At 67.2% G+C, this 21430-nt stretch carries 21 protein-coding genes; 20 read left to right on the top strand and 1 reads right to left on the bottom strand.

What is annotated here, in order from left to right; translation table 11 throughout:
* From murC to F6W70_RS10250, 19 genes are all read left to right on the top strand, one after another.
* Entirely contained in the window at window positions 1-1401 is a 1401-nt protein-coding gene (gene murC / locus F6W70_RS10340) for a UDP-N-acetylmuramate--L-alanine ligase (RefSeq protein ID WP_151486547.1), read from the top strand.
* Between the two features lie 3 nt (window positions 1402-1404).
* Window positions 1405-2337 (top strand): cell division protein FtsQ/DivIB, encoded by a 933-nt coding sequence (locus tag F6W70_RS10335; protein ID WP_127482202.1) that lies wholly within the window; start codon window positions 1405-1407, stop codon window positions 2335-2337.
* Between the two features lie 165 nt (window positions 2338-2502).
* Complete coding sequence (gene ftsZ / locus F6W70_RS10330; RefSeq protein WP_017830231.1) at window positions 2503-3645, top strand: cell division protein FtsZ; 1143 nt, start codon at window positions 2503-2505, stop codon at window positions 3643-3645.
* On the top strand, window positions 3642-4349 hold the full coding sequence (locus tag F6W70_RS10325; RefSeq protein ID WP_151486546.1) for a YggS family pyridoxal phosphate-dependent enzyme: 708 nt from the start codon (window positions 3642-3644) through the stop codon (window positions 4347-4349). Before ftsZ ends, F6W70_RS10325 begins: the two co-directional genes overlap by 4 nt.
* A gap of 43 nt (window positions 4350-4392) precedes the next feature.
* Window positions 4393-4866: a cell division protein SepF gene (locus F6W70_RS10320; protein ID WP_017830233.1), complete on the top strand. Its 474-nt coding sequence runs from the start codon at window positions 4393-4395 to the stop codon at window positions 4864-4866.
* 3 nt (window positions 4867-4869) lie between these two features.
* Entirely contained in the window at window positions 4870-5169 is a 300-nt protein-coding gene (locus F6W70_RS10315) for a YggT family protein (RefSeq protein WP_017830234.1), read from the top strand.
* Between the two features lie 181 nt (window positions 5170-5350).
* Complete coding sequence (locus F6W70_RS10310) at window positions 5351-5947, top strand: DivIVA domain-containing protein (RefSeq protein ID WP_055867351.1); 597 nt, start codon at window positions 5351-5353, stop codon at window positions 5945-5947.
* 9 nt (window positions 5948-5956) lie between these two features.
* Complete coding sequence (lspA, locus tag F6W70_RS10305; RefSeq protein ID WP_235562485.1) at window positions 5957-6637, top strand: signal peptidase II; 681 nt, start codon at window positions 5957-5959, stop codon at window positions 6635-6637.
* 2 nt (window positions 6638-6639) lie between these two features.
* The gene (locus F6W70_RS10300; RefSeq protein WP_151486545.1) at window positions 6640-7560 is read left to right on the top strand and encodes an RluA family pseudouridine synthase; all 921 of its coding nucleotides are present in this window, start codon (window positions 6640-6642) and stop codon (window positions 7558-7560) included.
* Window positions 7561-7608: 48 nt separating this feature from the next.
* Window positions 7609-8208, top strand: coding sequence for a GNAT family N-acetyltransferase (locus F6W70_RS10295; RefSeq protein ID WP_151486544.1), 600 nt, complete (start codon window positions 7609-7611; stop codon window positions 8206-8208).
* Window positions 8177-8830 carry an RNA polymerase sigma factor gene (locus F6W70_RS10290; protein ID WP_318278855.1) on the top strand — a complete coding sequence of 218 codons (654 nt, stop codon included), beginning with the start codon at window positions 8177-8179 and terminating at the stop codon, window positions 8828-8830. The genes F6W70_RS10295 and F6W70_RS10290 overlap by 32 nt, the downstream gene beginning before the upstream one ends.
* Window positions 8823-9953, top strand: a complete 1131-nt coding sequence (locus F6W70_RS10285; RefSeq protein ID WP_151486542.1) for a hypothetical protein — start codon at window positions 8823-8825, stop codon at window positions 9951-9953. Before F6W70_RS10290 ends, F6W70_RS10285 begins: the two co-directional genes overlap by 8 nt.
* 41 nt (window positions 9954-9994) lie before the next feature.
* Entirely contained in the window at window positions 9995-10600 is a 606-nt protein-coding gene (locus F6W70_RS10280; protein ID WP_151486541.1) for an RNA polymerase sigma factor, read from the top strand.
* Window positions 10575-11675, top strand: a complete 1101-nt coding sequence (locus F6W70_RS10275; RefSeq protein ID WP_151486540.1) for a hypothetical protein — start codon at window positions 10575-10577, stop codon at window positions 11673-11675. Before F6W70_RS10280 ends, F6W70_RS10275 begins: the two co-directional genes overlap by 26 nt.
* Window positions 11676-11744: 69 nt before the next feature.
* Window positions 11745-15263 (top strand): DNA polymerase III subunit alpha, encoded by a 3519-nt coding sequence (gene dnaE / locus F6W70_RS10270; protein WP_151486539.1) that lies wholly within the window; start codon window positions 11745-11747, stop codon window positions 15261-15263.
* A gap of 72 nt (window positions 15264-15335) precedes the next feature.
* Window positions 15336-16571: a hypothetical protein gene (locus F6W70_RS10265; protein ID WP_151486538.1), complete on the top strand. Its 1236-nt coding sequence runs from the start codon at window positions 15336-15338 to the stop codon at window positions 16569-16571.
* Between the two features lies 1 nt (window position 16572).
* On the top strand, window positions 16573-17877 hold the full coding sequence (gene hisD, locus F6W70_RS10260) for a histidinol dehydrogenase (protein ID WP_151486537.1): 1305 nt from the start codon (window positions 16573-16575) through the stop codon (window positions 17875-17877).
* 10 nt (window positions 17878-17887) lie between these two features.
* On the top strand, window positions 17888-18358 hold the full coding sequence (nrdR, locus tag F6W70_RS10255) for a transcriptional regulator NrdR (protein ID WP_017830243.1): 471 nt from the start codon (window positions 17888-17890) through the stop codon (window positions 18356-18358).
* 10 nt (window positions 18359-18368) lie between these two features.
* Complete coding sequence (locus tag F6W70_RS10250; RefSeq protein ID WP_055872343.1) at window positions 18369-19406, top strand: quinone-dependent dihydroorotate dehydrogenase; 1038 nt, start codon at window positions 18369-18371, stop codon at window positions 19404-19406.
* Here F6W70_RS10250 and F6W70_RS10245 read toward each other — a convergent pair.
* A complete protein-coding gene (locus F6W70_RS10245) occupies window positions 19381-19953 on the bottom strand; it encodes a DUF3043 domain-containing protein (protein ID WP_017830245.1) in 573 nt (190 codons plus the stop codon). The two genes, F6W70_RS10250 and F6W70_RS10245, sit on opposite strands and share 26 nt — an antisense overlap.
* 46 nt (window positions 19954-19999) lie before the next feature.
* Here F6W70_RS10245 and F6W70_RS10240 point away from each other — a divergent pair, with 46 nt between their 5' ends.
* Entirely contained in the window at window positions 20000-21403 is a 1404-nt protein-coding gene (locus tag F6W70_RS10240) for a dipeptidase (protein ID WP_151486536.1), read from the top strand.
* The last annotated feature ends 27 nt before the right edge of the window (window positions 21404-21430 follow it).

Here is a 21430-nt window from a genome sequence, read left to right as displayed (position 1 = left end):
ATGATCAGACCCGACCTCTCCCTCCCCATTCCCGACACGATCACCGCCGCGCACTTCATCGGCATCGGCGGTTCCGGCATGAGCGGTCTCGCGAAGATGTTCCTCGACGCCGGTATCCGGGTCTCCGGCAGCGACCGTGCCGACAGCGACAACCTGCGGGCACTGGCTGCCGCGGGAGCGACTGTTCACGTCGGTCACGACGCCGCCCATCTCGGCGACGCCGACACGGTCGTGCACACCGGCGCGATCTGGCCCGAGAATCCCGAGTTCGTGACGGCGAAGGCCCGCGGACTCCACGTCATCCATCGTTCGCAGGCACTGCACTGGCTGATCGGCTCCCGTCGCCTCGTCTCGGTCGCGGGTGCGCACGGAAAGACGACGTCGACGGGCATGATCGTCACCGCGCTGCGTGAGCTCGGCGCCGACCCGCACTTCGTCAACGGCGGTGTGATCGAGCAGCTCGGTGCGTCGAGCGCGACGGGTTCCGGCGACCTCTTCGTCATCGAGGCCGACGAATCCGATGGCACCTTCCTGCTGTACGACACCGCGGTCGCGCTGATCACCAACGTGGATCCCGACCACCTGGATCACTACGGTTCGGACGAGGCGTTCCACCAGGCGTTCGTGCAGTTCGCTGACGCCGCCACCGAGGCTGTCGTGATCTCCAGCGACGACGCCGGGGCGCTGCGGGTCGGCGCCGGGCTCTCGCATCCGAACATCCTCACCTTCGGTCAGGCCGAGGGTGCGAATGTGCGGGTCACCGACATCGTCGCCGCAGGTCCCGTCGCTGCGACGCTGACGCATGGCGAGGAGCAGGCGCGCATGCAGCTCGCCGTTCCCGGTGTGCACAACGCCATCAACGCGGCGGGAGCCGTCACGGTTCTGCGCGCGCTCGGCTACCCGCTCGCCGACGCCGTTCGCGCGGTCGAGGGGTTCGCGGGCACCGTGCGTCGCCTGGAGCAGCACGGCGTCGAGCGCGGCGTCACGGTGTACGACGACTACTCGCACCACCCCACCGAGGTCCGCGCGGCTCTCGAGGCGATGCGCAGCATCGCCGGGGAGGGGCGGATCATCGCGATCCAGCAGCCCCACACGTACTCCCGCACGCAGCACATGTACCAGGAGTTCGCCGACGTACTCGAGGAGTTCGCTGATCACACGGTGATGCTCGACGTGTACGGAGCCAGGGAAGACCCTGTGCCCGGAGTCACCGGTGAGCTGGTGAGCGGAGCCTTCCGCGACCCGGCGCACGTGAACTACGTCGCGGACTGGCAGCAGGCGGCCGACTACACGGCGACGGTCGCACGAGACGGCGACTTCGTCGTCACGCTCGGCTGCGGAAACGTCTACCAGATCATCCCGCAGGTCCTGGATTCGCTGCGTCGGACCGACGAGGCGTAGTCGATGCGTCGGCCCGCACCGCTTCCGACCACCCCGGGGCGCCCGGGGGAGGAGGCCGCCGCGCCGGCGGCGACGTCTCGCCGACGACGTCGCGACGCCGGAGTGGAGGAAGAGCTCGCCTCGATCGACGCGATGACTCCCGGCGACAGCGCGGACGATGACTCGGGCGATGACCCGCAGCCGACATCGACGCGAGATGTCTGGCGTGCGGCGCGTGCGCGACGCAAGGCCCTTCGCGCCGAGATCCGACGCTTCACCCAGCGATCCCGACGGCGCAGGATCATCTGGTTGAGCAGCATCGGCGCCGCGCTCCTGCTCGTCGGGGGCAGCGTCGCGGCGGCCTACAGTCCGCTCTTCGCCGTGCAGAAGATCACCGTCGACGGTGCCACGAGCCTCGACCCCGCAGCGATCGAGGCCGCCCTCGGCGACCAGCTCGGAACCCCCCTCGCGCTCGTCGATTCGAGCAAGGTGAAAGCGGCGCTGCTCGCCTTCCCGCTCATCGAGACGTATGCCCTCGAAGCGCGCCCGCCGCACGACCTCACGGTGCGCATCGTGGAACGCACCCCGGTGGGCGTCATCCGTTCGGAGGCCGGGTACACGCTGGTGGATGCCGCCGGTGTCGCCCTCTCCACCACCTCGGATCAGCCGGCGGGGCAGCCGGTGATCGATGTGGCGGGTGGTGTCGATTCCGCGGCGTTCCGCAGCGCCGGTCTCGTCGTCCGCTCTCTGCCTTCCGACGTGCGCGCCGCCTTGACCGGCATCAGGGCCACGACGGCCGATGACGTGACCCTGACCCTCAGCAGCGGGCTGACGGTCGTCTGGGGGAGCGCCGAGAAGTCCGCGCTGAAGGCCATCGTCCTCTCGAAGACCATGGCGGCGAAGCCGGATGCCGCCTCGATCGATGTCACTTCTCCCGAGGTCGCGGTCGCGGGCTGATCGCTTTCGCGGGGCAATGGCGCGACACGCCCGTGTCTTCGCGCGCACGCGGCCGGGCGGCGCTTACCTTCGATCAAAGAGAACGCAATACCGGGAAATACTTTACACCTCTACTTGAGGTTTAAGGTTCACCCACTTCCAGGCTCGAATAATCGGAGGCCGGCCATGAGCCAGAACCAGAACTACCTCGCCGTGATCAAGGTCGTCGGCGTCGGCGGTGGCGGCGTCAACGCCGTCAACCGCATGATCGATCTCGGCCTCCGCGGAGTCGAGTTCATCGCCGTGAACACCGACGCCCAGGCGCTGCTGATGAGCGACGCCGACGTCAAGCTCGACGTGGGTCGCGAACTCACCCGCGGCCTCGGTGCCGGTGCCGACCCCGAGGTGGGTCGTCGTGCCGCCGAGGACCACGCCGAGGAGATCGAGCAGGCGCTGACCGGTGCCGACATGGTCTTCGTCACGGCCGGCGAGGGCGGTGGCACCGGAACCGGTGGCGCGCCCGTCGTGGCTCGCATCGCGAAGTCCATCGGTGCCCTCACCATCGGTGTCGTGACCAAGCCGTTCTCGTTCGAGGGTCGTCGTCGCCAGAGCCAGGCCGAGGCCGGCGTGTCCAAGCTCAAGGAAGAGGTCGACACCCTCATCGTGGTGCCGAACGATCGTCTCCTCGAGATCAGCGACCGCGGCATCTCGATGATCGAGGCCTTCGCCACCGCTGACCAGGTTCTCCTCGCCGGTGTGCAGGGAATCACCGACCTCATCACGACCCCGGGTCTCATCAACCTCGACTTCGCCGACGTGAAGTCGGTCATGCAGGGCGCGGGATCCGCGCTCATGGGCATCGGATCGGCGCGCGGTGCCGACCGTGCGATCAAGGCCGCCGAGCTGGCTGTGGAGTCTCCGCTCCTGGAAGCGAGCATCGAGGGCGCGCACGGCGTGCTCCTCTCGATCCAGGGTGGCTCGAACCTCGGCATCTTCGAGATCCACGATGCGGCCGACCTCGTCAAGGAAGCCGCTCACCCGGAGGCGAACATCATCTTCGGTACCGTCATCGACGACACGCTCGGCGACGAGGTGCGGGTGACGGTCATCGCGGCAGGCTTCGACGGCGGCGAGCCCTCTCTGCGTCTGGACCCGATGGTCGTGTCTCGGCCGGCCGCGACGACGCTTCCCGAGGTCGCGCTCACCGAAGAGACCGAGAGCAAGACCGAGACGGTCAAGCCCGAGCCCGTGCAGCAGCGTGTGCCGGCGACCAGCATCGAGCCGGCCTTCGCGGATGACGACATCGACATCCCCGAATTCCTGAAGTGACCCCGCCGGTCGACGCCTCGGGGTCGTCCCTCCTGGCGGCGCGGCTGTCGGCGATCGACGAGAAGATCGCCATGGCCGCGCACGCTGCAGGGCGCAGCGCCGAGGAGATCACCCGCATCGTGGTGACGAAGTTCCACCCGGCATCCCTGGTGCGCGACCTGCACGAGCTCGGTGTGCGCGATGTCGGCGAGAATCGCCAGCAAGAGCTGTCGGCCAAGCAGGACGAACTCGCGGCTCTGGATCTGCGCTGGCATTTCATCGGGCAGGGGCAGACGAACAAGGCTGCCGCGATCCGCAGGAGTGCGGGCGTCGTGCATTCGGTCGATCGCGATCGATTCGCCGATGCCCTCCACCGGGCGGCGGACGGCGACGATCGGCTCGACGTGCTCGTGCAGATCAACCTCACCGATGATCCCGGTCGCGGGGGAGCGACGCCCGCTCAGGCGGTCGCACTCGCCGAGCACGTCCTGGCGCTGCCGTCGTTGCGTCTGCGCGGCGTCATGGCCGTGGCGCCCCTCGACGAGGAGCCCGCGTCGGCCTTCGCCCGTCTGCGTGATGTCGCCGACGGCGTCCGCGCAGTGGACCCTTCCGCCTCCTGGATCTCTGCCGGGATGACCGGAGACTTCGTCGAGGCGATCGCCGCCGGCGCGACACACCTGCGGATCGGCTCCGCAATCACCGGCCCCCGACCAGACCGGGGTTAACCTGTGAAAAGACCAGCCCGACACGTTCGAACCGGAGGACACGATGGGTAACCCGCTGAAGAAGACCATGGTGTATCTCGGCCTCGCCGATGAAGAAGAGGTCTACGAGGAGGAGACGCAGGCACCCGCCCGCGCTCACCGCGAACGTGACCGTGACCGCGAGGAGCCGGCACCGGCCCCCGTCACGCCGCTTCGTCGCCCCGTCGCCGTCCGCCAGCCGTCTGCAGGAGCCGTGAACGAGATTCTCACCGTCCACCCGAAGCAGTACCGCGACGCCCAGCTGATCGCGGAGAGCTTCCGCGAGGGCGTCCCGGTCATCATCAACCTCTCCCAGATGAGCGACGCCGACGCGCGTCGCCTCATCGATTTCGCGAGCGGGCTCTCTCTCGGTCTCTACGGCCGTATCGAGCGCGTGACCTCGAAGGTGTTCCTGCTGTCGCCGGAGAACATCGCCGTCTCGGGTCACGGGGGCATCGCACACGCAGACGCCGAGTCTGCGGGCTTCGACCAGTCGTAGCCCGTGCAGCTGGTCTCCGTTCTCGCGAGCATCGTCCATCTGGTGCTCCTCCTGTACGTCTTCGTGCTTTTCGCGCGCCTGATCCTGGACTACATCCCGATGTTCAATCGGGAGTGGCGTCCCAAGGGTTTCGGATTGGTGGCTGCCGAGGCGGTCTACACGCTCACCGATCCGCCCATCCGGTTCTTCCGGCGGATCATTCCGCCGCTGCGGATCGGTTCGCTCTCTCTTGATTTCGGGTTCACGCTCACCCTTCTGATCGTTCTGATTCTGATGAACGTCGTCGGGCTGTTCATCCGCTGAAATCCAGGCGTGTCTCCCGATCGGACCTCGACCACTTCGCCCACTCTGGGTGTCGTGACATCGCGGCGCCAATGCGCGGGGGCTATGCTGGCACCCAGGTGCGCGCCCCGGGTTCGCGCCACATCACGACCACGCCATACATCGATACTGGCAATCGAACTCATCGAAAGAGGAGCCACCCATGGCACTTACCCCGGATGACGTCGTCACCAAGCAGTTCCAGCACGTCCGCTTCAAGGACGGCTTCGACCCGGACGAGGTCGACGACTTCCTCGACGAGATCGTCATCGAGTGGCGCAAGGCCCTCGAGGAGAACGTCGAGCTGAAGGCCAAGCTGGCCGCATACGAGTCCGGTGCTGCTCCTGAAGCCGCCGCTCCCGCTGCCGCCGAGGCTCCGGCCGCCGCCGCCCCTGTCGCCGAGGTTCCTGCTGAGCCCGCTCCGACCGGCTCCGCCACCGCGACCGCCGGCATCATCGAACTCGCACAGCGTCTGCACGACGAGCACGTCGCCGAGGGTGAGGCGAAGCGCAACGCGCTCATCGCCGAGGCCGAGACCGAGGTCGCCCGCATCCGCACCGAGGCCGAGGCCAAGCAGCGCGAGGAGTCGGCCCGACTCGAGCGCGAGCGCAACACGCTCGAGGCTCGTATCACCGAACTCCGCAACTTCGAGCGCGACTACCGCTCGCAGCTGCGCGGCTACATCGAGGGTCAGCTCCGCGAGCTCGACGAGAAGTCGACCTCCACGGACTCGACGCCCGTTTCCGCGATCGGTCTGTAAGGCGCCCTCTTGTCAGGACGCCGTCCCCTTCGTCGGTCGGCGGCCGGTGCGGTCGTTGCGATTCTCGCAGCGCTCGTACTGGCCGCCGACCAGTTTGTGAAGCACCTCACGATCGAGAACCTTCCGTATCAGGAGCCGGTTCCGGTCCTGGGGGAGTTCCTTCAGCTGTACTACGTCCGCAATCCCGGAGCGGCGTTCTCCCTCGGGTCCGAGGTCACCTGGATCTTCACGATCGCCCTCGCCGTCGTGGCCTGCGTGATCGTCTGGAAGGCGTTCGGACTCAAGTCGCGGCTGTGGGCGGTCGTCCTCGGCTGTCTTCTGGGCGGGGTGCTCGGCAATCTGAGCGACCGTCTCCTCCGTGAGCCCGGCTTCCCGGTGGGGCATGTGGTCGACATGATCTCGATGCCGTGGATGATGCCGGCGATCTTCAACGTCGCCGACATCTTCATCGTCACGGGCATGATCTCCGTGGCTTTGCTGGTCGTCTTCGGCCTCCGTTTCGACGGCACGCGGGAGCGCGATCACGAGATCGTCGAGACCGAGGCAGAAGCCGAGGCGGCTGCCGCGGCCGCTGTCACGGGAACCGAGACCGACGACGAGATGGTCGACGCAGGCGATTCCGTGCCGCTGCGTGCGTCCGATGACGATGCGCCTTCGGAGGGTGCGACTCCCGCACCCGAAGGGCGCTGACCGTGGAGTCGCGGTCGCTTCCCGTCCCCGACGGTTTGGACGGTGCGCGCGTCGACGCGGCGCTGGCGAAGCTGATGGGGTTCTCCCGCACCTTCGCCGCTGACGTCGCCGCGGCCGGCGGAGTCAGACTCGACGGCGTGACGCTCGACAAGTCGGACCGTCTACGCGGTGGCGGCTGGCTCGACATCGAGTGGCAGCCGAAGGAGGCGCCGAAGATCGTTCCCATCGCGGTGCCCGAACTCGGCATCGTCTACGACGACGAAGACATCATCGTGGTCGACAAGCCGACGGGCGTCGCCGCCCATCCGTCAGTCGGATGGGAAGGTCCCACGGTCGTCGGCGCTCTGGCCGCCGCAGGCTTCCGCGTCGCAACCAGCGGTGCCCAGGAACGTCAGGGTGTCGTGCACCGACTCGATGTCGGCACCAGCGGTCTGATGGTCGTGGCGAAGTCCGAGCACGCGTACACCGTCTTGAAGCAGGCCTTCAAGGACCGCACCGTCGAGAAGATCTACCACGCAGTCGTCCAGGGGCATCCCGACCCGCTCGCGGGGACGATCGATGCACCCATCGGACGTCACCCGAATCACTCCTGGAAGTTCGCGGTGGTCCCTGAAGGCAAACCCTCGGTCACGCACTACGAGACGCTGGAGGCTTTTCCCGGCGCTTCGCTGCTCGAGATCCACCTCGAGACAGGACGCACCCACCAGATCCGCGTGCACATGGCGGCGCACCGTCACCCCTGCGTCGGCGACCCGCTCTACGGAGCCGACCCGACGATGTCGGCGCGGCTAGGGCTCACCCGTCAATGGCTGCACGCGCACCAGCTCGCCTTCGCCCACCCGACGACGGGGGACTGGGTACAGTTCGAGTCCCCGTACCCCGAGGACTTCCGCCACGCATTGGATGTGCTTCGAGGCGAGTAGACCGCGCTGCGCCGACACGATGTCCGTGATGTGCGCAACACTGGGCGCATGACCATCGAGGTTCGACCGGCGACGGTGTTCGACGACGTCGCCACGCTCGTCGGGCCGAAGAACCCGACGTCGAACGTCTGCTTCTGCCTCAGCTATCGCATCGGCAGCAAAGAGAACGTGGCGCTGAAGGGGAGCGCTCGCGCCGCCCGCGTGCGCGAGCTGTGCCATCAGGACCCTCCGCCCGGCGTGGTCGCGTATCTCGACGACGAACCGGTCGGGTGGGCCGCCGTGCATCCCCGACGGGAGACGAGCTTCGCTCGAAATCGGCTGATCCCGCACATCGACGACCTCGATGTGTGGTCGCTGTGGTGCTTCCGCGTGCGTCCGGGGTACCGCAAGCAGGGCATCTCCCACGCCCTGATCGACGGTGCGGTCGCATACGCGAAGGAGCGCGGCGCGCCCGCCATCGAGGGCTATCCGGTGGACAACGGCGGGGAGAAGGTGAACCTGACGATGGCGTACGTCGGCACGCGAACCCTGTTCGAGAGCGCGGGCTTTGTGAAGGCGGCAGACACCGGGTCTGTGCTCGACGGGTTCCCTCGAGTGCTCATGAGGCTCGATCTGGGTGCATCTGAGAAGTCGTCGAAGAAAGCGTGAACCGCTCGACGGCGCACGGCCAATACATAGCGTGACCACAGACAGCGAGATCATCCAACGGTCTCTCCAGCAGCCGGCGGCGTTCGCCGACCTCTTCGACAGACATGCGCGCGCGGTCAACGCGTTCGCGACGTATCGCGTCGGCCGGCATGCGGCGGAAGACGTGCTGAGCGAGACCTTCCTCGTCGCGTTCCGCAGACGCGCCGACTTCGACACGGACGTCGAATCGGCCGCGCCGTGGCTTCTCGGCATCGCCTCGCGTCTGATCCGGCGGCACCGTGCGATGGAGGCCAGACAGTGGAGGTCGTTCGCGGCGTCCATCTCGCAGCAGGAGCACTCATCGCTCGGCGGCCTGGAGGACGCGATGTCTCGCGTCGATGCCGAACGCGAGGTCGAAATGCTGAGAGCACGTATCGCAGCGCTCGCGCCGAGAGACCGGGAGACGCTCCTGCTCTATGCCTGGCAAGGGATGAGCTACGACGAAGTCGCGGCGGCTCTCGGCGTTCCCGTGGGCACCGTGCGATCACGTTTGAACCGGGTCCGCAGACGGTTGGACCCGACCCGCAGGATTCAGGCATTCGAGCAGCAGCAGAAGAAGGGAGAGACCCTTGGACGTGTTTGAGAAGGTTCAGCAGACCAGGCCCGAGATCGAGGGCGAGGAGGAGAACCTCGTCGCTGCGCGTGCGCTCCTCCTGATGGAGATCCAGGGCGAGCGGAGGCCGGCCCGTTCGCGGGCGGCACGGCGGCCGTGGTTCATCGCCGCCGGTGCTCTCGGCGCAGCAGCTGCGGTCACTGCCGGCGTGCTCGTGGTGAGCGGGATCACCGCGCCGACCCCCGCACCCACGGCAGAGGCGGTGCCGACGCGTGAGCCGGGTCCGGTGCTCGTTCCGAGTCCGCTGCCGTCACCGACGGCCACGCCGATGACGGGACCGGAGGTATTGATGGGGGCAGCGAACGCGGCGGCCGGGTTCACCCCGCCTGTGCTCGCTCCCGGGCAGTATCTTCGGCGCGCGTGGACACAGGAGTTCCTCGGCGTCTATGACGCCGCGCTCGGCTACGGAGGGGCGCCGGGATACAACGCATCGCGCTCGACCGCGACGAGCGGCTGGGTGCTCCATCGCAGTGGTGTGGATTATGCGCCCGCTGATCTGAAGGCGCAGTGGTACCAGGAATCGGGAGCGCTGGATGCCGGCGACATCTTCGGCGACCTGGCAGAAGCTCGCGCTCAGCAGGAAGCTGCCATCCAGGGCTTTGGACAAGGACAGGAACTGTCCCCGTCGGAGGCTCCGCGGCTTCCCGAGGGTGGCGCCGAAGACGTCCTGTGGTTCTTCGAAACGATGCCACGCGATCCAGGCGCGATGATCGCGTGGATACACGACTACCTTGGCCCCGACGTGCAGGGGTGGGCCGACGGAAAGGTCGGGTGGCTGCTCATCGGCTTGCTCTCGCACAACGTCGGTGATCCGGAGATGCGTGCCTCGATGTATCGGGCGCTCAGTCTGCTTCCCGGCTCGACGGTGGGGGCCGAACACGACGGAGAACGCACTGTCACATTCGATTCTCATCTCGCCTCCTCTGAGAACGCGGAGACGTCGCTGAAGAGGTACACGTTGACGATTGACATGGGGACAGGGATCGTGACGGAGACCACAGAGACCAGCGAAGTGGGCGAGGGGCTGATCCCCGGTGGCATTCCCGACTCCCGGATGACCTTCCAAATGAGTGTCGTCGATTCCCTGCCGTGACCAATTTCGAACCGTCCTCGCGTTCTGGGGCAATACATAGTGTGAGCACAGACAGCGAGATCATTCAGCGCTCGCTCGGGCAACCCCGAGCCTTCGCTGAGCTGTTCGATCGGCATGCCAGGACGGTGGGCGGTTACGCCGCCCGCCGTCTCGGTGCCGATGCGGGCGAGGACATCCTCAGTGAGACGTTCCTGGTCGCGTTCGCACGGCGGAAGTCGTTCGACACGGCCTGGGACTCGGCGCTTCCGTGGTTGTACGGGATCGCGTCCCGGTTGATCAAGAAGCATCGGGCGCGCGAGGCCAAGCATCTGCGATCGAGCGCGGCATCGGCCGCGCGGGACGAGCACATCTCCCACGGCGATCTCGACATGACGATCGCCCGACTCGATGCGGAGATCTCCACCCGCGAGCTGGCGCCGCTGATCGCGTCGCTCTCGGCGAAGGATCGCGAGACGTTGCTGCTGTACGCATGGGGAGACCTCACCTATGAGGAGATCGCCATCGCTCTCGGCGTTCCGGTGGGGACAGTCCGATCGCGCATCAACCGGGTGCGGACGCGGTTGAACCCGGCGCGCGTGAGCGGCCGGGAACGAGTCGTGAATGAGAAGGAAGGAGAGGTCGATGGACGTTTTCGAGCGCGTGCGTGAGGTCAACCGGGGGGCTGGCTTGCCAGAGGAGCAGATCACTGCGGCGAGAGCGCGGCTTCTCACCGGAATCGACGAGGGACGGAGCGTGGAGCGGAAGCGGATCGCCCGGCGTCCGATGTTCGTGATCGCCGGGGCCGTGGCCGGAGTGGCGGCGGTGACGGCCGGTGTCGCGGTGGTCAGTCAGCAGACGGCGCCGACCCCGAGCGTCGAGGCGATCCCGCGGGAGAGCGTCCGACCGACGCCGCAGACGTCGCCGACACCGCAGCCCACTCCCACCTCGGGGACGACGGTCACAGAACCGTTCCCCGGCACGACCCCGCAGTCAGGGCAGTATCTGAGCATCGTCAATTCAACGGAGTCTCTTCTGTATCGAGATGACCAGCAGATGTTCACGCAGTGGTCGGCATACGGCAGCGGCCCGCCGATCTCGGCGTTGCTGGTTCGCGAAGTGAGCCAGGTGTATGTTCCTGCCGACAGATCAGGCGAGTGGTCCGGTCGCTACGGCGATAGCGAGAGGCTCGCATACTTCCCCGATGACCAGGGGCCAGAAGGGAAGTCTGTGTGGGACAGACTCCTGCCTCCGTCGACGGGAACCAAGGATTGGACGAGCCCCGGTGGTTTCGAGGGCGAGGAGTACCCGCTTCGTGGTTCGACGGAGTGGTTCGCAGCATTCCCCCTCGACCCACCCGCCCTTCTCGACTACGCGCGAACTCACGAACGAGGATACGAGCAGAGCCCGGAGCAGGCAGGCGAGGCCGCGGTCAGCACCATCTTCGACACGCTCCGATCGAATGTGGCCCCCGCTAGCCTCAGGCAGTCGCTTCTGGCGGCACTGGATCTCTCGGGGCTCGCCGAGCAGACCGCGGGCGCCGATGGCGTCGTGACATACCGCATGAGCTACGCGCATCTCGATCGTCGCGTGGACACCATCTCGGTGGATATGACCACGGGGTGGGTGAGCGAGTACACCGCGCGGTGGACGCAATCGGACGCCACCTCCAACCACCTCGTGCCGAACAGCGTGCCGGACATCCGGATGACCTATTCGGTGTCAGTGGTGAACTCGCGAATGTAGGCGTGCAGACTACTTCCAGAGCCCCGACACCGACCTCCGGTGTCGGGGCTCCGCCGTAGAATCGAAGGCATGGCATCCGACTCTTTCGTCCACCTGCACGTGCACAGCGAGTACTCGATGCTCGACGGTGCGGCGAAGATCAACGCGATGACCCAGGCGGCCGCCGACTACAAGATGCCGGCCATCGCGGTGACCGATCACGGCAACACCTTCGCGGCTTTCGAGTTCTACAAGGCGGCCAATGCCGCGGGTGTCAAGCCGATCATCGGGCTCGAGGCCTATGTCACTCCCGGCACCCACCGCAGCGACAAGACGCGCGTGCAGTGGGGCTCGCCCGATCAGAAGAGCGACGACGTCTCGGGCTCCGGTGCGTACACCCACATGACCATGTGGAGTCAGAGCACCGAGGGCATGCACAACCTGTTCCGGCTCAGCTCCCGCTCGAGCATGGAGGGCTACTACTTCAAGCCGCGCATGGACCGCGAGCTGCTGCAGACCTACTCCAAGGGACTGATCGCGACCACCGGCTGCCCTTCCGGTGAGATCCAGACACGCCTGCGTCTCGGGCAGTACGACGCCGCGCGCGCCGCCGCGGCCGAGTTCCAAGACCTCTTCGGCAAGGAGAACTACTTCGCCGAGATCATGGACCACGGGCTGTCGATCGAGCGGCGCGTGATGACCGATCTGCTGCGGCTCTCGAAAGACCTCAACATCCCGTTGGTCGCCACCAACGACTCGCACTACACGCATCAGCACGAGGCCGACGCGCACGAGGCACTCCTGTGCGTGCAGTCGGGCTCGACGATGGACGACCCGAACCGGTTCAAGTTCGACGGCGACGGGTACTACATCAAGACCGCGGCCGAGATGCGCCAGCTGTTCCGCGACCACCCCGAGGCCTGCGACAACACGCTGCTGATCGCCGAGCGCTGCGAGGTCGAGTTCAACACGTCGGCCAACTACATGCCGCGCTTCCCGGTTCCCGACGGCGAGACCGAGGACAGCTGGCTCATCAAGGAGGTCGAGGCGGGCCTGCACTACCGGTATCCCGGCGGCATCCCTGACAAGGTGCGCAAGCAGGCCGAGTACGAGACCGGCATCATCCTGCAGATGGGCTTCCCCGGGTACTTCCTCGTCGTCGCCGACTTCATCAACTGGGCGAAGGACAACGGCATCCGCGTGGGGCCGGGTCGTGGCTCCGGTGCCGGCTCGATGGTCGCTTACGCGATGAAGATCACCGACCTCGACCCGCTCGAGCACGGACTCATCTTCGAGCGCTTCCTCAACCCCGACCGTGTCTCCATGCCCGACTTCGACGTCGACTTCGACGACCGGCGCCGCGGCGAGGTCATCGACTACGTCACGGAGAAGTACGGGTCCGAGCGCGTCGCGCAGATCGTCACGTACGGAACGATCAAGTCAAAGCAGGCGTTGAAGGATGCCGGTCGTGTGCTCGGCTTCCCGTTCAGCATGGGGGAGCGGCTCACGAAGGCGATGCCGCCGCCCGTGATGGGCAAGGACATGCCCCTCGACGGCATGTTCGACTCGGCACACCCCCGGTACAAGGAGGCGAGCGAGTTCCGCACGCTGATCGATACCGATCCCGAGGCGAAGACGGTCTTCGACCGCGCGCTGGGGCTCGAGGGTCTGAAGCGCCAGTGGGGCGTGCATGCCGCTGGCGTGATCATGTCGTCGGATCCGCTGCTCGACATCATCCCGATCATGCGACGCGAGCAGGACGGGCAGATCGTCACGCAGTTCGACTACCCGTCGTGCGAATCTCTCGGCCTGATCAAGATGGACTTCCTGGGGCTCCGCAACCTCACGATCATCTCGGATGCCCTCGACAACATCCGCACGAACCGTGGCGAAGAGCTCGATCTCGAACATCTCGGCCTCGACGACCCCGGCGTGTATCAGCTGCTCGCCCGTGGTGACACCCTAGGTGTCTTCCAGCTCGACAGCCCGCCACTGCGTTCGCTCATGCGCCTGATGAAGCCCGACAACTTCGGTGACATCTCGGCACTCATCGCCCTGTATCGACCAGGCCCCATGGGTGCCAACTCGCACACGAACTACGCGCTGCGTAAGAACGGGGTGCAGGAGATCACCCCGATCCACCCCGAGCTGGAAGCGCCGCTCGCCGAGATCCTGGAGGAGTCCTACGGGCTCATCATCTACCAGGAGCAGGTCATGGCGATCGCCCAGGCGGTCGCCGGGTTCAGCCTCGGACAGGCAGACATCCTGCGCCGCGCGATGGGCAAGAAGAAGAAGTCCGAGCTCGATAAGCAGTACGAGGGCTTCGCGGGCGGCATGACAGAGCGCGGCTTCGGTGAGGCGGCCATCAAGGCGCTGTGGGACATCCTGCTGCCGTTCTCGGACTACGCCTTCAACAAAGCGCACTCCGCCGCATACGGCCTCGTGTCGTATTGGACGGCCTACCTCAAGGCGCACTATCCCGCCGAGTACATGGCGGCGCTGCTCACCAGCGTCGGCGACTCCAAGGACAAGATGGCGCTGTACCTGAACGAGTGCCGCCGAATGGGCATCAAGGTGCTCCCGCCGGATGTGTCCGACTCGATCAACTTCTTCGCCGCCGTCGGCGACGACATCCGCTTCGGCCTGGGTGCCGTGCGCAACGTCGGCAGCAACGTCGTCGAAGGCATCGTGCAGGCCCGCAAGGATGAGCGCTTCACCTCGTTCCATCACTTCCTCGACAAAGTGCCGCTGCACGTGTCGAACAAGCGCACCATCGAATCGCTGATCAAGGCCGGCGCCTTCGACTCGATGGGTGACTCCCGTCGCGCGCTCATGGAGGTGCACGAAGATGCGGTGGAGGCCGCAGTCGACCGCAAGCGCAACGAAGCACAGGGCGCGATCGGATTCGACTTCGACAGTCTCTATGACGGCATGGACGAGGCGGCCCCGGCGAAGGTCCCCGCGCGTCCCGAGTGGGTCAAGAAGGACAAGCTCGCCTTCGAGCGCGAGATGCTCGGCCTCTATGTGTCGGACCACCCTCTGGCGGGGCTCGAGGTCCCGCTCGCGAAGCACGCATCGATCTCGATCCATGACCTCAACAACTCCGAAGACCTGCAGGACGGAGACCAGGTGACGGTGGCGGGCCTCGTGACCAGCGTGCAGCATCGTGTCGCCAAGGCGAGTGGAAACCCCTACGGCATGATCACCGTCGAGGACTTCAACGGCGAGGTCACCGTGATGTTCATGGGGAAGACCTACACCGAGTTCCAGCACACGCTGCAGCAGGACGCGATCCTCGCTGTCCGCGGGCGGGTGTCCCGGCGCGACGACGGGCTCAACCTCCATGCGCAGTCCGCATTCGCACCCGATGTGGGCTCCTTCGATGCTGCCGGCCCTCTGGCATTGGTCCTGGCCGAGCAGAGAGCAACCGAGCGCGTGATGATGGAGCTCGCGGAAGTGCTGCGACGACACAACGGCGACACCGAGGTACTCCTTCGCGTGCACCGTGGCGGCACGGCGAAGGTCTTCGAAGTGCCCATGCCGGTCAAGGTGTCCGCGGATCTGTTCGGTGACCTCAAGTCACTGCTCGGACCCACCTGCCTCGGGTGAGCGGGGTAGGATCGTGAGCCGTCGGCAGCACGACGAATCACCCCGTCGAGCCCTGTGACGAAAGGACCACGCATGAGCACGGATCTCCCCGAAACAGAACCCGAGGACGAGGTTTTCGGCGACGATGACGGTGTCCTGTACGACGAAGAGGTCACCCCTGAGTTCGGCATCCTCGGATTCACGCTGCGGGAGCTGCTCATCGTCGGCGTCTGGCTGCTGTCCTTCGTGTTCTCGTTCTTCCCGCTGATCGGCGACCTCTCGCTGTGGAGTGTCGGCATCCAATGGGTCCTCCCGGTCGCGCTCCCGACGGTCGCCGTCTTCCTGCTGGTGCTGCGCCGATTCTCGCCCGAGGGCATCCGCCGGGTCGGTTCGCTCGGCATCGATCAGTTCGCCTCGGTCGCCTTCTCCGTGTCGGCCACGGTCTGGGCCGGCAGCCTCTGGCTCGCGATCTCCGCTGTGGTGTCCACCGGGAACTGGAGCCTCACGTGGAACGGGGTGGCCATGGTCATCACCTCCCTGGCTCTCGTCGTCCTCACGGTCTTCGCCCCGATCATCCCGGGATTGAAGGAAGACTTCCACGGTCGCCTGGTGACTCTCGCCCACCGCAATGCGAATCCGGTGCGCCCCGTCATCGCGAGACCGCGTCCCGAACCCGTGCCGGTCCCGGAAGCCTCCGAAGAATCCGTCGACACATCCGCCTCGGCGGCATCCTCCGCCGCACTCGAGGCGCACGCCGCGAGCCCGACCGACGTCATCGCGGACGGCTCCGCGTCCCCCCTCGTCGTTGCGCTCGACGACGAGGCATCGGGTCAGCAGGCGACCGACGAGATCGCTCGTTTCGACCTGGCTGCACAGGTGCCGCTGACGGCGCACGCCTCGGGCGGCGGCATCGGCACCGAGCAGGCGAGCACCGACGAGGAGTATGTGCCGGCCTATTCGCGCCGTTCGCGTGGACAGGAACCGGAGATCGTCTCGGACACCGGAAGCATCGAGTCGCTGCTGGAGACGGCCGCGACCTACGAGACGGGCGCGGTCGAGGAAGAGCCTGCGCCGCTGCTACTCGAGGGCGTGACCGATGCCGATCTCGAGGCGACGAACCCGCGTGAGAACGCCGCCGTGGCACAGCCGTTCTGGATCCTCGCGCCCTCTGAGCGCGACGTCCACGACGAGCGGGGCGAACCGCTTTTCCGTATCGGTCCGAACGCCTGGGCTCTCGTGATCGAGGACCGTGGGGGTGCGTTCGTCGTCCGACATGACGACGGACGGATCGGCTACCTCCACGACATCTCCGACATCACGAAGGGCTGAAATGCGCACAATCGATCTGCGAGGGCGCGAGCTCTCGCCCGCAGGCATGCTCGCCGCAGTACCCCGGGCGACCCAGGCACGCGCCGAAGCACTCGACACCGCCGCACGCATCGTCGAGGACGTGCGTGACCGCGGCGAGGCCGCTCTTCGCGAGCAGGCCGAGCGTTTCGACGCGGTCACGGACCACGCCGTGCGCGTGCCCGCCGAGCACATCACCACGGCTCTCGCGGAGCTCGCTCCCGAGGTGCGCAGTGCGCTCGAGGAGGCCATCCGCCGAGTCCGTCTCGCCTCCGCCGCGCAGGTCCCCGCCACACAGGTCACCAGGATCGGCGAGGGAGCTGTCATCACGCAGCGCTGGCAACCGGTCCACCGTGTGGGCGTGTACATTCCCGGCGGCAAGGCCGTCTACCCGTCGAGCGTGATCATGAACGTCGTCCCCGCGCAGGTCGCCGGCGTCCAGGAGATCGCCCTGGCTTCGCCGCCGCAGGCAGATCAGGGTGGAAGAATCCACCCGACCATCCTCGCGGCGGCGGCGCTGCTGGGTGTGACCGAGGTGTACGCGATGGGAGGTGCCGGCGCGATCGGCGCCCTGGCGTACGGCGTGCCGTCGCTCGGCCTCGATCCGGTCGATGTCGTGTCCGGGCCGGGCAACAACTATGTCGCGTCGGCCAAACGTGCCGTCGCCGGCGTCGTCGGCACGGACTCGGAAGCCGGGGCGACGGAGATCCTCGTGGTCGCCGATGCACACGCGGATCCGCGTCTCATCGCCGCCGACCTCGTGAGCCAGGCCGAGCACGATGAGCAGGCGTCCGCCGTGCTTGTCACCGACGCGGCCGAGCTCGCAGAACAGGTCGCCGTCGAGGTGCAGCGGATCGCCACGATCACCCGGCACAGCGAACGCGTCGCCGCCGCGCTGTCGGGGCCTCAGTCCGCCATCGTCCTCGTCGACGACAGGGCCATGGCCACGGCGTTCAGCAACGCCTATGCGCCGGAGCACCTCGAACTGCACCTCGTGGATGCCGAAGAGGCGGCCGCCGACTTCACCAGCGCCGGAGCCGTCTTCGTCGGCGACCAGACGCCGGTGAGCCTCGGTGACTACATGGCTGGCAGCAATCACGTGCTGCCGACCGGGGGACAGGCACGCTATGCTCCCGGGCTCGGCTCGTACACCTTCCTTCGACCGCAGCAGGTGATCTCCTACGACAGGGCTGCGCTGGCGGCCGTGCGCGCCGGGGTCGTCGCCCTCGCCGACACCGAGGTGCTTCCCGCGCACGGTGAAGCGATCGAGGCCCGTTTCACCGCGTAGGATCGGTCAGATGCACTGCCCCTTCTGTCGACACCCCGACTCCCGCGTCATCGATTCACGCACGAGCGACGACGGGCTCTCGATCAGGCGTCGTCGACAGTGCCCGGAGTGCGGCGGCCGTTTCACGACGACCGAGACCGCGAGTCTCAACGTGATCAAGCGTTCCGGCGTGATGGAGCCGTTCAGTCGGGAGAAGGTCATCACGGGTGTGCGGAAGGCCTGCCAAGGGCGCCCGGTGACGGAGGGCGACCTCGCGGTGCTCGCACAGCGCGTGGAGGAGGCCGTCCGACAGACAGGCGTGTCGCAGCTCGACACCAACGAGATCGGTCTCGCCATCCTCGGTCCGCTGCGTGACCTCGATGAGGTCGCGTTCCTGCGCTTCGCCAGTGTCTACCAGGCCTTCGATTCGCTCGAGGATTTCGAGGCCGCGATCACAGATCTGCGCGCCGACCACACGAAGCGGGAGTCCGAGGAGCGGTAATCTGGCAGGGATGTATCCGCTGCTCTTCCGCGCTGTCCTCTCGCGCTTCGATCCCGAGTTCGCCCACCACGCCGGCATGGCGGTGATCCGCGTGCTCGGTGTGCCTCCGTTCTCGTGGGCCACGCGCGCGATCACCCGCCCTGACCCGTCGCTGCGCGTCGAGGCGCTCGGTCTCACCTTCCCCTCGCCGTTCGGCGTCGCCGCGGGCTTCGACAAGAACGCGGTCGGCGTGCGAGGACTCGCAGCTCTCGGCTTCGGACATGTGGAAGTCGGCACCGTGACCGCGATCGCCCAGGAGGGGAACCCGAAGCCGCGGCTGTTCCGTCTCATCGCGGATCGCGCCGTGATCAATCGGATGGGCTTCAACAACGCCGGAGCGGATGCGGCGGCGCGCAGGCTCGCCCGCCTGCGGCGCGGCGCGCCTGACACGATCATCGGGGTCAACATCGGCAAGAGCCGTGTGGTCGAGGTCGAGGATGCGACGGCGGACTACGTGGCCTCGGCGACACGGCTCGCTCCGCTCGCCGACTACCTGGCCGTCAACGTGTCGTCGCCGAACACTCCGGGACTGCGAGGACTGCAAGCGGTGGAGACGCTGGCTCCGCTGCTGCGCGCCGTTCGAGAGGCTTCCGGCGCCACACCGCTGCTCGTCAAGATCGCACCGGATCTTCCCGACGAGGAGATCACTGCGATCGCCCAGATGGCCGTCGCCGAGGGACTCGCGGGAATCATCGCGCACAACACCACCATCAGCCGAGACGGTCTGCTCACGGATCCCGCGACGGTCGAGGCGGCAGGCGCGGGAGGACTGTCCGGTGCACCGCTGAAGAAGCGCTCGCTCGAAGTCCTTCGGGTCGTGCGCGAAGCCGTTCCCGCCGACTTCTGCGTGATCGCCGTCGGGGGAGTGGAGACGCCATCCGACGTGCAGGAGCGCCTTGCGGCCGGTGCGACCCTCGTGCAGGGCTACACCGCTTTCCTGTACCGCGGCCCGTTCTGGGGCCGGGAGATCAACAGGGGACTGATCAGTCGGGGTACTGGCCGCGCTTGACCTGCGGCTTCGGCAGACGCATGAATCGCATCTGCAGGGCGCGCATCGCGGCGTACCAGCCCAGACCGCGCTCGAGACGCTCCTTGCCGAACTTCGCCGCGGCCTTGCGCTTGACGCGCATGCCGAGCAGGATCATGCCGCCGATCGCGATGACGAGGTAACCCATCATCACGATGTACGCGTAGAACGAGATGACCGTGTTCGCCGGCACCAGCGAGGCGAGGATGACCAGGACCATCACTCCCATCACGAACTCGGCCGGGTGCCAGCCCGCATCCACGTAGTCGCGGACCCAGCGGCGCTGCGGGCCCTTGTCACGGACCGGGAGGTACTTCTCCTCGCCGGCGGCCATGCCGGCCTGCGCTCGTGCGCGACGCTCGTTGAGCTCCGCCTTCGCGGCCGCCTTCGCCTCCTTGGTGTTGGCGACCAGGGGGCGGCGACGAGCTGCCTCCTGCTCCGCACGGGTCGGCGTCGCGCGCCCCTTGCCGACGGCAGTCGTCTCGGGGGTGTCGTCGTTCGTGGAAGGGGAGGTAGGGGTAGTGGACACGGAGTTCCTCGGTTCGCCGGCGGGGGATCACCTTAAGATTACTCGCATGACCTCTCCTGTTCCTCCCCGTGAGTCCGATGCCGCCGTCCTCGAGGCGGTGGCGATCGGGATCCCGTCAGCGCTGTCGGACCTCGGCCACCTCGTGCGCATTCCGGGGATGGCCTGGCCCGCGTTCGATCAGACCCAGCTGGAGCGCAGCGCGGAAGCCGTGGCCGCGCTGGCGTCGGGCACCGGAGTCTTCGACGAGGTGCGCGTCCTCCGCGCCGCGATTCCCGGCACCGACGAGCAGGGGCAGCCGGCCGTCCTCGCCGCGCGCGCGGCCCGCAACGGCAAGCCCACGATCCTTCTGTACGCGCACCACGACGTGCAGCCTCCGGGAGACGATGCCCTCTGGGAGACCCCGCCGTTCGAGCCGACGGTGCGCGACGGGCGTCTCTACGGGCGCGGTGCGGCCGACGACAAGGCCGGCATCATGTCGCATATCGCCTCGATCCGCGCGGTGAGCGAGGTGCTCGGCGATGACCTCGACCTCGGCATCGCGATGTTCATCGAAGGGGAGGAGGAGTACGGGTCCCGTTCGTTCGCCCAGTTCCTCTCCGACAACAAGGATGCTCTCCGCGCCGACGCCATCGTCGTGGCCGACTCGGGCAACTGGGACTCCGTGACTCCCGGTCTCACCGTCTCCCTCCGTGGCAACGCCCGGTTCACGATGCGCGTGCGCACCCTGGACCACGCCTCGCACTCCGGAATGTTCGGCGGCGCCGTACCCGACGCGATGATGGCGACCGTCACGCTGCTGTCCACGCTGTGGAACGCCGACGGCTCGGTGGCGGTCGAGGGGATGACCGAGCGCGACGCCCCCACCCCCGACTACACCGAGGCGACGCTGCGGGACGAAGCAGGACTCCTTCCCGGCACCACTCCTATCGGGGACGGCAGCATCCTCAGCCGGATCTGGAACAAGCCGTCGGTCACGGTGATCGGGATCGACGCCACCAGCGTGGCGGCAGCCTCCAATACGCTGCTCCCCGAGGTCACCGTCGTGATCAGTGCTCGCGTGGCTCCGGGCCAGAGCGGCCAGGAGGCATACGAGGCCTTGGAGCGCCACCTCCGCGCACACGCACCTTTCGGTGCCGAGCTCACCTTCTCGGATGTCGACCTCGGCGACGGTTTCCTCGTGGACACCAGCGGCTGGGCGGTCGCGCTGACCCGGGACGCGATGCGCGACGGGTACGGGGTGCCTCCGGTGGACCTGGGCGTGGGCGGATCGATCCCGTTCATCGCCGACCTGGTGCGGGAATTCCCCGCCGCACAGATCCTCGTCACGGGTGTCGAGGACCCGCATTCGCGCGCGCACAGCCCGAATGAGTCGCTGCACCTCGACACCTTCCGCCACGCGGTCGCGACCGAGGCGCTGCTGCTCGCTCGCATGAATGCCGCAGAACTCTGAGCCTCCCCGCATCTGCGGCGGTAGAAT

This window comes from Microbacterium maritypicum, from assembly GCF_008868125.1.
Classification (GTDB): domain Bacteria; phylum Actinomycetota; class Actinomycetes; order Actinomycetales; family Microbacteriaceae; genus Microbacterium; species Microbacterium maritypicum.
The sequence above is the reverse complement of the archived record's forward strand: the minus strand, read 5'-3'. Positions and strand labels throughout refer to the sequence as shown.

Bases quoted from the DNA above. Each gene is read 5' to 3' on its own strand.
- murC (WP_151486547.1), top strand. From the start codon at position 1: ATGATCAGACCCGACCTCTCCCTCCCCATTCCCGACACGATCACCGCC.
- F6W70_RS10335 (WP_127482202.1), top strand. From the start codon at position 1,405: ATGCGTCGGCCCGCACCGCTTCCGACCACCCCGGGGCGCCCGGGGGAG.
- ftsZ (WP_017830231.1), top strand. From the start codon at position 2,503: ATGAGCCAGAACCAGAACTACCTCGCCGTGATCAAGGTCGTCGGCGTC.
- F6W70_RS10320 (WP_017830233.1), top strand. From the start codon at position 4,393: ATGGGTAACCCGCTGAAGAAGACCATGGTGTATCTCGGCCTCGCCGAT.
- F6W70_RS10310 (WP_055867351.1), top strand. From the start codon at position 5,351: ATGGCACTTACCCCGGATGACGTCGTCACCAAGCAGTTCCAGCACGTC.
- F6W70_RS10295 (WP_151486544.1), top strand. From the start codon at position 7,609: ATGACCATCGAGGTTCGACCGGCGACGGTGTTCGACGACGTCGCCACG.
- F6W70_RS10275 (WP_151486540.1), top strand. From the start codon at position 10,575: ATGGACGTTTTCGAGCGCGTGCGTGAGGTCAACCGGGGGGCTGGCTTG.
- dnaE (WP_151486539.1), top strand. From the start codon at position 11,745: ATGGCATCCGACTCTTTCGTCCACCTGCACGTGCACAGCGAGTACTCG.
- F6W70_RS10265 (WP_151486538.1), top strand. From the start codon at position 15,336: ATGAGCACGGATCTCCCCGAAACAGAACCCGAGGACGAGGTTTTCGGC.
- hisD (WP_151486537.1), top strand. From the start codon at position 16,573: ATGCGCACAATCGATCTGCGAGGGCGCGAGCTCTCGCCCGCAGGCATG.
- nrdR (WP_017830243.1), top strand. From the start codon at position 17,888: ATGCACTGCCCCTTCTGTCGACACCCCGACTCCCGCGTCATCGATTCA.
- F6W70_RS10250 (WP_055872343.1), top strand. From the start codon at position 18,369: ATGTATCCGCTGCTCTTCCGCGCTGTCCTCTCGCGCTTCGATCCCGAG.
- F6W70_RS10240 (WP_151486536.1), top strand. From the start codon at position 20,000: ATGACCTCTCCTGTTCCTCCCCGTGAGTCCGATGCCGCCGTCCTCGAG.